Origin of the sequence: Mycobacterium sp. RTGN6 (genome assembly GCF_033804605.1) — a bacterium.
Taxonomy (GTDB): Bacteria; Actinomycetota; Actinomycetes; order Mycobacteriales; family Mycobacteriaceae; genus Mycobacterium.
The window spans coordinates 121034-131865 of the sequence record NZ_JAPZKZ010000002.1 but is presented as its reverse complement, the minus strand read 5'-3'; the positions used below and the strand labels follow the sequence as shown (position 1 = coordinate 131865).

13 protein-coding genes are annotated in these 10832 nt (G+C 66.9%); 3 read left to right on the top strand and 10 right to left on the bottom strand.

Annotated elements, in window-relative coordinates; translation table 11 throughout:
* Positions 1-12: 12 nt before the first annotated feature.
* Positions 13-186, top strand: a complete 174-nt coding sequence (locus tag SLQ33_RS04935; protein ID WP_319453289.1) for a hypothetical protein — start codon at positions 13-15, stop codon at positions 184-186.
* Between the two features lie 83 nt (positions 187-269).
* Here the strand turns inward: SLQ33_RS04935 and SLQ33_RS04930 are convergent, their stop codons facing one another.
* Entirely contained in the window at positions 270-1118 is an 849-nt protein-coding gene (locus SLQ33_RS04930; protein WP_319452682.1) for an LLM class F420-dependent oxidoreductase, read from the bottom strand.
* A 52-nt stretch (positions 1119-1170) separates the two neighbouring features.
* On the opposite strand from SLQ33_RS04930, the gene SLQ33_RS04925 reads away from it, so the two are divergent.
* On the top strand, positions 1171-2175 hold the full coding sequence (locus tag SLQ33_RS04925; protein WP_319452681.1) for a PHP domain-containing protein: 1005 nt from the start codon (positions 1171-1173) through the stop codon (positions 2173-2175).
* Positions 2176-2179: 4 nt separating this feature from the next.
* Here SLQ33_RS04925 and SLQ33_RS04920 read toward each other — a convergent pair whose 3' ends face one another.
* The 7 genes from SLQ33_RS04920 to SLQ33_RS04890 all read right to left on the bottom strand — a co-directional run bounded on the left by SLQ33_RS04920 (position 2180) and on the right by SLQ33_RS04890 (position 8011).
* Positions 2180-3559, bottom strand: coding sequence for a hypothetical protein (locus tag SLQ33_RS04920; protein ID WP_319452680.1), 1380 nt, complete (start codon positions 3557-3559; stop codon positions 2180-2182).
* Between the two features lies 1 nt (position 3560).
* Entirely contained in the window at positions 3561-4019 is a 459-nt protein-coding gene (locus SLQ33_RS04915; RefSeq protein WP_319452679.1) for a YbaB/EbfC family DNA-binding protein, read from the bottom strand.
* A gap of 7 nt (positions 4020-4026) precedes the next feature.
* Positions 4027-4347: an ESX-1 secretion-associated protein gene (locus tag SLQ33_RS04910; RefSeq protein ID WP_319452678.1), complete on the bottom strand. Its 321-nt coding sequence runs from the start codon at positions 4345-4347 to the stop codon at positions 4027-4029.
* Positions 4348-4372: 25 nt separating this feature from the next.
* Positions 4373-5197 carry an EspA/EspE family type VII secretion system effector gene (locus SLQ33_RS04905; RefSeq protein WP_319452677.1) on the bottom strand — a complete coding sequence of 275 codons (825 nt, stop codon included), beginning with the start codon at positions 5195-5197 and terminating at the stop codon, positions 4373-4375.
* A gap of 79 nt (positions 5198-5276) precedes the next feature.
* On the bottom strand, positions 5277-6083 hold the full coding sequence (locus tag SLQ33_RS04900) for a TIGR03620 family F420-dependent LLM class oxidoreductase (protein WP_319453261.1): 807 nt from the start codon (positions 6081-6083) through the stop codon (positions 5277-5279).
* A 47-nt stretch (positions 6084-6130) separates the two neighbouring features.
* A complete protein-coding gene (gene dinB, locus SLQ33_RS04895; protein WP_319452676.1) occupies positions 6131-7345 on the bottom strand; it encodes a DNA polymerase IV in 1215 nt (404 codons plus the stop codon).
* Positions 7346-7369: 24 nt separating this feature from the next.
* Positions 7370-8011: a TetR/AcrR family transcriptional regulator gene (locus tag SLQ33_RS04890; RefSeq protein WP_319452675.1), complete on the bottom strand. Its 642-nt coding sequence runs from the start codon at positions 8009-8011 to the stop codon at positions 7370-7372.
* Positions 8012-8087: 76 nt separating this feature from the next.
* Here SLQ33_RS04890 and SLQ33_RS04885 point away from each other — a divergent pair, with 76 nt between their 5' ends.
* Positions 8088-9557 (top strand): NAD(P)/FAD-dependent oxidoreductase, encoded by a 1470-nt coding sequence (locus tag SLQ33_RS04885; RefSeq protein ID WP_319452674.1) that lies wholly within the window; start codon positions 8088-8090, stop codon positions 9555-9557.
* Here the strand turns inward: SLQ33_RS04885 and rraA are convergent.
* Positions 9554-10036: a ribonuclease E activity regulator RraA gene (rraA, locus tag SLQ33_RS04880; RefSeq protein ID WP_319452673.1), complete on the bottom strand. Its 483-nt coding sequence runs from the start codon at positions 10034-10036 to the stop codon at positions 9554-9556. The genes SLQ33_RS04885 and rraA overlap by 4 nt on opposite strands.
* Entirely contained in the window at positions 10033-10788 is a 756-nt protein-coding gene (locus SLQ33_RS04875) for a MerR family transcriptional regulator (RefSeq protein ID WP_319452672.1), read from the bottom strand. The genes rraA and SLQ33_RS04875 overlap by 4 nt, the downstream gene beginning before the upstream one ends.
* Positions 10789-10832: the final 44 nt, after the last annotated feature.

The following is a 10832-nucleotide window of genomic DNA, read 5'->3' as shown; positions in this document are numbered from 1 at the left end:
TGTGACCCCACGGTGCTATCAACGCCGAACGCAGGAGTGAACACGATGTACGCCAACCCGCTCGCCCGGTCGCGGATGACTCGAATCGCCTGGTCACTGTTCCGCCACCCGGTCAAATGCCGCGAGTTCCCGGCCAAGCAGGAACGCCTGATCACCGCCGACGAACTAATGCGCTACGGCATCTGACCCGCGGTTCGCCGGCCGTCCGCCGGCGTAGCGGAAGCCCGCGCCAACTGTTTGCTTAGCCGCCATATCTACTTCGCCGTCAGTTAAGTGACGAGCCCCGAATCGCGAATGGCCTCGGCCAATGGCTCCAGCACGGCCGGGTCGTACGGCGGCGGAAGGTAGATGATCGCCAGGTCGAGGCCCTCCTTGCCCAGCGCGCCGGCCTCGTCGACGACCTTCGCGTAGTCGCGGTCCTCGCCGAGCCGCACGTGCGCCGAGAGCGTGATCTCCTTCGGGTCGCGGCCGATGTCGGCGCAGCGGGCGTGCAGCACGTCGCGCTTGTGAGCGAACTCCTCGGGAGTGCCGCCGACGAAGTTCCAGTGGTCGGCGTACTTCGCCGTGATGGGCAGGGTGCGCTTCTCGCCGCTGCCGCCGATGCAGATCGGCGGATGCGGCTGCTGCGGGCCCTTCGGTTCGTTGCGGGCGTCCTTGAGTTGGTAGTACTTGCCGTCGAAGGTGGTTGTCTCGTTGGTGAGCAGGCTGGTCAGCACCTCGCAGGCCTCCTCGAAACGGTCGAAGCGTTCCTTGATGCTGCCGAGCTCGATGCCGTAGGCACCGGACTCCTCTTCGTTCCAGCCCGCGCCGATGCCGAGTTCGAGCCGTCCGTTCGAGATGACGTCCAGTGCCGCCGCCATGTTGGCGAGTACGGCGGGGTGACGGTAGTGGATACCGGTGACGAGCACGCCGACGCGCAGCCGCGTCGTGGCCTGGGCCAGTGCCGTCAGGGTGATCCAGCCCTCGAGACACGGCCCGGTGGAGTCCGAGAAGATCGGATAGAAGTGGTCGAAGGTCCAGCCGGACTCGAAGACGTCGATGTCGTCGGCGGTCTGCCAGATCGGCAGCATCTCGGCCCAGGTGGTGTTCTGCGGTGAGGTTTTGAAGGCGAATCGCACTCTTTTGAGCCTAGACCCGGAAGCTGGGAGCCGCGCGGGACAGACTGGACACATGGATCCCGTGCAGGCACTGCGCCAGATCGCGTTCTACAAGGACCGCGCCCGGGAAGATTCGCGCCGCGTGATGGCCTACCGCAACGCCGCCGACGTCGTCGAGCTGCTCGACGAGACGCAGCGCGAGAAACATGGGCGGGCCAACAGCTGGCAGACGTTGCCGGGCGTCGGCCCGAAGACCGCAACGGTGATCGCCCAGGCGTGGGCCGGCCGCGAACCCGACACCTTGGTCGAATTACGCTCGGCGGCAAAGGAGCTCGGCGGCGGGGAGGTTCGGGCGGCGCTCAAGGGTGACTTGCACCTGCACTCAAACTGGTCGGACGGGTCGGCGCCCATCGCCGAGATGATGGCCACCGCACAGTCGTTGGGCCACGAGTATTGCGCGCTCACGGACCATTCGCCGCGGCTGACCGTCGCCAACGGGCTGTCGCCGGAGCGGCTGCGTCAACAACTCGACGTGATCGACGAGTTGCGCGAACAATTCGCGCCGATGCGCATCCTCACTGGCATCGAGGTCGACATCCTGGACGACGGCACGCTCGACCAGGAACCCGAACTGCTCGAGCGGCTCGACATCGTCGTGGCCAGCGTGCATTCCAAGCTGAAGATGGAGCCGGCGGCGATGACGCGCCGGATGGTGCGGGCGGCCTCGGGCGGGCAGGCCGACGTGCTCGGGCACTGCACCGGGCGGCTCGTCGAAGGCAACCGCGGCACCCGTCCGGAGTCGAAGTTCGACGCCGAGAAGGTCTTTACCGCCTGCCGCGACCACGGCACCGCCGTCGAGATCAACTCCAGACCCGAGCGGCGCGATCCCCCGACCCGGCTGCTGCAGTTGGCGCTCGAGATCGGGTGCGACTTCTCCATCGACACCGACGCGCACGCGCCCGGCCAGCTCGACTTCCTTGGCTACGGCGCCCAACGCGCCCTCGACAACGACGTGCCCGTCGACCGCATCGTCAACACCTGGCCGGTGGAGAAGCTGCTGGCGTGGACGGCGTCCTGACGCTCTAGGTCGGTGAGACCAGGGACCACAGTTCGGTTCCGTCGTCGGACAGGCGAACCAGGGTGGAGTTGACGCGCCAGATTCGGGCGAGCGAATCAATCTCGGCGGGAAGCGTCCACAGCGTGTCGCACGTGGCGCGGTCGATCGCCTTCGCCACCGACCCCGAGCCCGGGTTGCCCACCGCGAACACCAGCACCGATCCGTCGGTGCCGAGATAGTTGTTCAGATTGAACTCACAGGCCGAGCCCTTGGCACCCGTCTTGAGGTCGTATTGGCGCAACAGCGGGACACCTTGTGGCCCAGCCTCACTGACGAAGGCCGTCGTGCCGACTACTGAGGGAGGTGGGGTTTTGCCGCGAAGCAGTGGCGCACCTGTGGGGGAGTACACGGTCGACACATCGTGCTCTGTAACGACCGGCAGCTCTGACTGGTCGGTACTCAGCGAGCCTTCGGCATCGCCCAGCCGTTTCCCGTGTTCGTCGAAGAACAGGACGCTAGCCGACTCGACGTCGGCGGCGAAGCCCCCCGCGTAGACGAAGGTGGTCTTCAGCGGGACGCCTTCGGGGATCTCGGGCTTGACGATCGTGCCGTCACCCAGCGCGAAGACGGTGGCGTCCCGGGCCTGCGCGGCGTTGGCGTCCTGCGTCGCGACTGCCGACGGCGCGGACCCAGAGACCCGTGGCGAGTTCGGTTGGGCGCTGCCATGTCCCGGCACGAACCAGGTGGTCTCGGCTCGCGGTCCGATGCCATACACGCCTTGGCCGTCCGTCTCGGCGACGGCGTAGTTGCCGACCTGACGGACCGACAGGGTCTGCGAGGCAGTACGCAGGTCGGTGGGGCCCGTGTATGCCATGGCGCCCGTCTTGGTGTCGATGACCCACGCGGTGGGGGAGGCGTCCACGCTAAGGCACAGCACGTACGCGGGTCCGTTGAGGAAGCACTCGGGTGGTCTCGTCGTGGTCAGTGCGACGGCGGGAAACAGACTCCGGCCGTTGCGGACGTCGATTCCGGTCAACCACCATTGGGGACGTGGTGTAGCGCCGCTGATCGCTAGCAGGAACGCATCGTCACCCACTGTCCCGACGATCGGCCGCGGCCCGCCGGGTTCGTTGCCAACGCCGATCCGGCTGGCTTCGGTGCCATCGATGGCCGCGGGCAGGCCAAGATCTGTCACGCGAATCCGCCACCCCGGGATCGGTTGCTCTCGCATGGGCGCCAACAGGGCATCCGTAGGCTGCCATCCCCGTCGCGCGACGTCGTAGCGACCGTCCCGTACCCACCACAGGCCGACGACGACCGCGACGACCGCGACGACGGTGACGGCGGCGCCGACGTACCACCATCGGCGCCGACGCGGCGCACCCGCGTCGGAGCTGGACGTCACGTCACACCCAGTCGCCGTCGGGTGAGCGACGGGTCGAAAAGGATTGGGCGATAATGTCGTTCACCGATTCCGGTGACGGCAGGCCGATTTCGCGCTCGAGAAAGCTCCCGGTCATCAGTCGGTCGTGTCCCATCGTGTGCATGAGTTCGACGACGACGGCGTGCTGAGCCGACTGTGCCTTCCGCGCGGCCAGATTCGCGACGACCTTGATCTCCTCGGACACTTCCCGTTCGGTCATGGCCGTCACGTTGGTCAATCCAATGTGCTGAATCTGCCCTCCCACCAGCGCGGTGGCCGACACCGTCCGGGCGGGATTCTCCACCGTGAAGAGAACCGTCAAGCCCTCCTCGGCCTCGCTGATGCCGTCGGCGATGGGCGCCGCGAAGCTGGCCAGCGCATCCAGGGAAGAGGCGTACTCGCCGAGATCGTCGTCGTCATCCCATGAACCGTCCCGGGCCATCGCGCCGCTACAACCCGCACGCGTCGATGTCGCGCCCAGCCACCCAGTCGGAGTTGGCGTAGTTCGAGGACGCGGTTCTCAGGCGAGTGCCGAGATCGTCCGACATGTGCCACAGCTTCGACCTCGCGGCGTCGCGCGCGGATTCCACTGCGTTCACGGCGAGATTGCTGGCCGCGCATGCCACCCCATGTGTGCTCCACACGCTGGGACCCAAGTCGTTGACGACTTCTCCCGCGATCTTCATCGTGCCCGCCGCCGTAACCTGTTTGGCGGCAAGCTCATCGATGTGTTCGGTGACGACGCGTAGGTTGTCCGACTCAGCGCTCACGCTGCATCCTCTCTCTGCTCGACGATCACCTCGGCGCCGGTGTTCCGTACGGCGTAGCAGGCGGGTGCTCGATGGGCGGGGGTTCCGGCAGCTCGAACTGTCCGTTGGTCTTCGGATCGACACGTTGGGGGAGTTGACCGTTGGTGCGCTCGTCACCGAACGGCTCGCCGCATGGAAAGGGGCGTTCACGATCGGAATCGAGCAGCTGCTGGGCAGCGGCCGCCTGGTAGGTGGTGATCGTCTCGCGGATCCGGTGAGCGTTGAGCAACGACGTGCCAAGCAGCTTCGACATCGCCAGTTCGGACCGCGACAGCTGAGAAGCGGCGGCTCCCGTGTCGGCGATCGCCTTGGCGAGCGCACCGCCGGGAACGGCGTTCATCCATGACGTCGCGGTGTCGAAGTCGGAAAGGAAGCCGAACGCACCGTCGAGGGTTCCGCGCGTCTCCGTCACTTGCGCGGCGAGCTCACCGAGATGGCCACGCAGGTCATTCTCGGCGGATGCGACTTCGAAGGTGAGATGGCGGTGGGTGTCGTTCTTCGCGTCGTACGCGTCGGCCGCCGTGCCGTCCCACTGGTCATCGGCGACCGATGCGTCGATGAGCAGCTGAGCGGCTTCGTCGTAGAGTTTGGCGGACTTCTTGAACGCTTCGCCGTCTTCGGGATCGCCGGACCCAACCGTGCCCCTCATGCCCTTGATGGTCAGCTGCGCCGCGAGCAGGATCGGCGACGTGGCGAAATCCGTGATGTCGGGGGGAATCCTGTCAAGTAGCGACGGCCCCTTCGCCCCGTCGCCGCCGAGGACTTCGCCATACCGCTTGAGGAGCTCTAGGGCTTCGCCCAACAAGCTCACGTTTCGCTCTCTCTCATCGCGCACATAAGTTTACGCAAGGCTCGTGGGGGTGGCCGACACCAAATCGGGGCGCGCCTGCCTAGCCGCCTGCCAGCGCGGGCGCCAGGAGCCGGGCCGCATCGACGCCCGCCGGCTGGTGCGCGTCGTGCAGCACCGTCAGGTGGACGTGATCCGCGCCCGCGGCCCGCAACAGGTGGGCGCGTGCTGCGATGTCGTCGGGACCACCGGTAGCGACGAGCGCGTCGACCAAGTCGTCGCTCAATCCCGTCACGCTGGACTCGCTGAAGCCTTGCCGGCGTAGCGATTTCACGTATGCGGGAAGGGTGCTCAGGAAGTCGAGCGGCCCACGTGCGGTGGTTCTGGCGGCCTCGGCGTCGTGGTCGAGGACGGCGTAGAGCCCCACCGCGAGGACGCGGTCGGGGCCGACCCTCTCGCGAGCCAACGTGACGTACTCGGGCGTGAGCAGGGCCGGCATCGCGCCGCCGAACCGGTCGCGCGCCACGTCGAGCGCGCGGGGTCCGAATGCGGCAAGCACCCGGCGCTCGAGCGGAACCCCGCCGCCGTCGAGCTCGTCGGCGTAGCGGCCTACCGCCGCCAGCGGTCGCTCGGAGTGCGGCGAACCGACGCCGACGAGCAGCCGGCCCGGTGTGGACGACTCGGCGCGGTGATAGAACGCGGACACCGTGGCGGCGTCGTAGACGTCGGGCGGGATGATCGCCGAACCCACCACGGCACGCTCCGTCGCATCGAGCAGCTCGGCCAGTCGATCGAGCCGGTCGAGTTGACCGCCGACGATCCACAGCGTGGTGAACCCCAACTGCTCGAGCTCGGCAGCGGACGCGAACCCTCCGGGATCGACCGTCAGACCAAAGCGTCCCAATTGCATTGCGGTCACGCGCCAACGCTATGACCTCGACCAAGGTTGAGGTCAACTCAGTCCGGAAGCATGGGCATTTCGAGTCCGGGGTCGCGGCCGAGCAATACGCCGCGCATCACGGCGGCATTGCCGAACCGCTGCCGCACCTCGTCGACGGCACTGTCGAGCGCTGTCAGGTCGTGGCACGGCGGGAACGGGAGCTCGAGTTGCGCTGCGCCGTCCCGATCGATGTTGGACACCGCGAAACCCACCAGCGTCAGGCCTCTTTCGGCGATCAGCGGGGCGGCGACGGCGACCAGGGCACGCGCCGTGGCGAGGATCGCATCGGTGGACGCAGTGGCGCGCGGCATGGTGTGCGAGCGGGTCGCCCGGCTGAAGTCGTCGAACCGCAGCCGCAGCACCACGGTGCGCCCGGTGCGTCCGGCCGTGCGCATCCGGCGCGTGATGCGATCGATCAGGTTGACCACGATGGCGTCGACCTCGCTGTGTGACATGTTATTTCCCGCACGCCCGATCGCGCGTTGCGCACCGACGGAGCGCCGGCGCACCCCGGTGACGACGCGCCGCCGGTCGATGTTGTGTGACAGCGCGAACAGCTGACGGCCCATGCCACCGCCGACGATCGAACCAAGCGTCCCCTCGCTGAGCTCCGCGACGTCCGCCACGGTGTGAATGCCGTGGGCGCGAAGCTTCTCTGCGGTCTTGGCGCCAACGCCCCACAGCCGGCGCACGGGCAGCGGGTGCAGGAACGCCAACTCGCGGTCGGGAGGCACGAGGAGCAAGCCGTCGGGCTTGGCCTCCTGGCTGGCGACCTTCGCGAGGAACTTGGTGCGCGCGATGCCGACCGTAATGGGCAGCCCGACGTCGACGCGGACCCGCTCCCGTAGCCGTGCCGCGATCTGTACCGGCGTGCCCGACACCCGCGCGAGCCCGCCCACGTCGAGAAATGCCTCGTCCACGGAGAGCGGCTCGACAAAGGGAGTGGTGTCCCGGAACACCTCGAACACCGCGGCGCTGGCCTGTGAGTACGCGGACATCCGGGGCGGCACCACGATGGCGTGTGGGCACAGCTGCCGGGCTTGCCGCCCACCCATCGCCGTCCGCACGCCGTAGGCCTTGGCCTCGTAGCTGGCGGCGAGCACCACCCCGCCGCCGACGATCACCGGCCGTCCGCGCAGCGAGGCGTCGTCGCGCTGCTCGACCGACGCGTAGAACGAGTCGAGATCAGCGTGCAGGATGTGGGCCGCGCTGGGAGCCCTGGACACGAACATATGTTCGCATCGCGGTACGACGTATCAGCCGACTTCGCCGTAGATGCTGGTCAGCCAGATGTGGGTGAGCGTATCGATGATGCGGTCGCGGGGCACCGCTCCGGGTTCGTCGGCGATGGTCGCCATCATCATTCGTTCGTTCATCCAGTTCAGCGACGTGGCCAGGTCCAGCGCCGGGATGGTGTCGGGCGCGACGCCGCGGTCGCGCTCGGCGGTGATCAGTGCGGCGGTCTGGTGTATCCACTTGCCCATGAAGCTGTCCCAGGTCGCGCGGGCTTCCGGGCTGGTGGCGAACGCGTCGGCGCCGGCGCGCGCCATCACGGGATAGGCCGCGAACGCTTCGAAGAACGTGGTGATGCCGATGCGGAAGGCGCGCGACGGGTCGCTGGGCAGCGACTCCATTGCGCCGTCGAACCCGGTGTCCGCCTGCTGGATCAAGGGGTTCAGCAGCGACAGCAGCACGGCCTCCTTGGACGGGAAGTAGAAGTAGAAGGTCGGACGGGACAACCCGGCGCCCTTGGCGAGGTCGTCGACCGAGATGTCGGCGAACTTCTTCTTCTCCAGCAGCCGGACGGCGGTGCCGAGAATCGCGGCCTCTCGCTCGTCGCCGGACGGGCGCGTGGTGCGGCGACCACGTGCGGCGCGGGCTGGATTGGCGGTGCTCACGACGAGTACCTTACTCGGTGTTGAGTTTTTCAACACACCGTTGACCAATTCAACACCGTGTTGATAGCGTGTGGGCATGACCGAACACCTCGATGTCCTGATCATCGGCGCAGGCATCTCCGGCATCAGCGCGGCCTGGCACTTACAGGACCGTTGCCCGACGAAGAGCTACGCAATCCTCGAGCGCCGCGAGAACCTGGGCGGCACGTGGGATCTGTTCAAGTACCCGGGCATCCGCTCCGACTCCGACATGTTCACGCTCGGCTTCCGGTTCAAGCCGTGGACGTCGGAGAAGGCGATCGCCGACGGACCGGACATCCTGTCCTACGTCAAGGAAGCCGCGGCCGAGAACGGCATCGACGAGCACATCCGCTATGGCCGCAAGGTCGTCGCCGCCGACTGGTCCGAGGCCGACAACCGTTGGACGCTGACCGTCGATCGCGATGGCAACGAGGAGCAGCTCACCTGCTCGTTCCTGTTCGCGTGCAGCGGCTATTACAACTACGACGAGGGCTACTCGCCGAAGTTCGAGGGCTCCGAGGACTTCGCGGGCACCATCGTGCACCCGCAGCACTGGCCCACCGACCTCGACTACCAGGGCAAGAAGATCGTCGTCATCGGCTCCGGCGCCACCGCCGTGACGCTCATCCCCGCGCTGATCGCATCGGGCGCGGGCCACGTGACGATGCTGCAGCGCTCACCCTCCTACATCGGTTCGCTGCCCGACGTCGACCCGATTGCCGTGCAGGTCAACAAGTTCCTGCCGGAGAAGGCCGCGCACGTCGTCAACCGGTGGAAGGCGATCGGGTTCGCCACCGCGCAGTACCAACTGGCACGCAATTTCCCGAAGTACTTCCGCAAGACCCTGCTGACCATGGCGAAGCGTCGGCTGCCCGAGGGCTACGACGTCGAGAAGCACTTCGGGCCGCGCTACAACCCCTGGGACCAGCGACTGTGCCTGGCGCCCAACGGTGATCTGTTCAAGACCATCCGCAAGGGCCAGGCCGACGTCGTTACCGACACGATCGAGAAGTTCACCAAGACCGGTATCAAGCTCGACAGTGGTGCGGAGCTCGACGCCGACATCATCGTCACCGCAACGGGACTCAACATGCAGCTGCTCGGCGGGTTGACGCCGACGCTCAATGGTGAGCCGATCGACCTGACGAAGTTGATGACGTACAAGGGCCTGATGTTCTCCGGCATCCCGAACTTCGCCATCACCTTCGGATACACGAACGCGTCATGGACGCTGAAGGCGGATCTGGTCTCCGAGTTCGTGTGCCGCGTGCTGAACTACATGGACGCCAAGGGTTTCGACACCGTCGTGCCGGAGCATCCCGGCGCCAGCGTCGACGAACAGCCGTTCATGGACTTCACCCCCGGTTACTTCCAACGGTCGATGGACCTGCTGCCGAAGTCCGGATCGAAGGCGCCATGGCGGCTCAAGCAGAACTACCTGCTCGATCTGCGCCTGATCCGTCAGGGCAAGGTCGACGAGGAGTCCCTGCACTTCACCAAACACCGTGCGTCGGTGACGATTTAGCTGCTGCTCACGACGACTATCCCGTCCTCGTCGCAGTAGGCGACCTCACCGGGATTGAACGTCACACCGCCGAAGGTGACCGCGACGTCGCGGTCACCTTCGCCGGTCTTGGTGCCCTTGCGTGGATTGCTGCCCAACGCCTTGACCCCGACGTCGATGGTGCGCAGCGTCGAAACGTCGCGCACCGCGCCGTGCACCACCACACCGGCCCAGCCGTTGTCCCTCGCCAGTCCCGCGATGATGTCGCCCACCAGCGCGGCGTGCAACGAGCCGGCACCGTCGACGACCAGCACGCCGCCGTTACCAGGCTCCGACAGCACCGACTTCAGCAGCGCGTTGTCCTGAAAGCAGCGCACCGTCGTGATCGGCCCGGCGAACATCGTCGTCGCACCGTAGTTCTGCAGCTGCAGGTCGCAGCTTCGGACGTCGGGGTAGACGTCGTCGACGAGATCGGCCGTTGCGCGAGGTTCGATGGTCACCTCAAGATGCTAGCGACCACCACATCGCGGACGAACTGCGCCAAACCGGGCTCGACGTCGTCGTAGTACGCCGTGAACCGCTCGTCGGCCAGGTACATCTCCACGAGCCCGCGGTGCAGCTCGCCGCCGCACTCGTAGAACCGCTCGATCGCCGCGCGATGCCGCGCTGCGAGGTCGTCTCCCTCCGGTGATCCGGGGACAACGCCCGCCCGCTTGGCGGCGGCGAGGTCGGCCAACAGCGCGTCGCCCTCGGCCTTGACGTCGATCCAGTCCTGTTTCGACATGCGTGAAACCCGTTGCTGCGACTGCTTCCACGCCTCGGTGTCGCCCCACCGTTGCTCGGCCTCGACGGCGTACTCCTCGCCGAATGCCGTCGTGCCGAAGAGCTCGACCTGTTCCTCCGCGGTCAATTGAATGCCACTGTGATGGGCGTCCATCAGTTCCTCCAGTGCCTTGATCGTGCGCTGCAGTCCGTCCGCCCGCTCGAGGAGTAGGGCGTACTGGCGCTGCAGCCGGGCCAACTCGTCGACCTCGGGGTCGTCGAGCAGGGCGCGAATCTCGTCGAGCGGCAACCCCGCGGCCCGATACACCAGCACCACGTGCAGCCGTTCGACGTCCGCATCCGTGTAGCCCCGGTAACCGGCAGCCGTGCGCACACTGGGTACCACCAGGCCGACATGGTCGTAGTGGTGCAGGGTGCGCACCGAGACGCCGGTCAACTCGGCGACGGATCCGACATTCTTCGCGTCCACGCGACCTACGATCCACCCTGACGTCGCGTCAGGGTCAAGCCGTC

Excerpts from the sequence above, each read along its gene's own strand:
- SLQ33_RS04925 (WP_319452681.1), top strand. The coding sequence starts at position 1,171 with ATGGATCCCGTGCAGGCACTGCGCCAGATCGCGTTCTACAAGGACCGC.
- SLQ33_RS04915 (WP_319452679.1), bottom strand. The coding sequence starts at position 4,019 with ATGGCCCGGGACGGTTCATGGGATGACGACGACGATCTCGGCGAGTAC.
- SLQ33_RS04885 (WP_319452674.1), top strand. The coding sequence starts at position 8,088 with ATGACCGAACACCTCGATGTCCTGATCATCGGCGCAGGCATCTCCGGC.
- dinB (WP_319452676.1), bottom strand. The coding sequence starts at position 7,345 with ATGTTCGTGTCCAGGGCTCCCAGCGCGGCCCACATCCTGCACGCTGAT.
- SLQ33_RS04900 (WP_319453261.1), bottom strand. The coding sequence starts at position 6,083 with ATGCAATTGGGACGCTTTGGTCTGACGGTCGATCCCGGAGGGTTCGCG.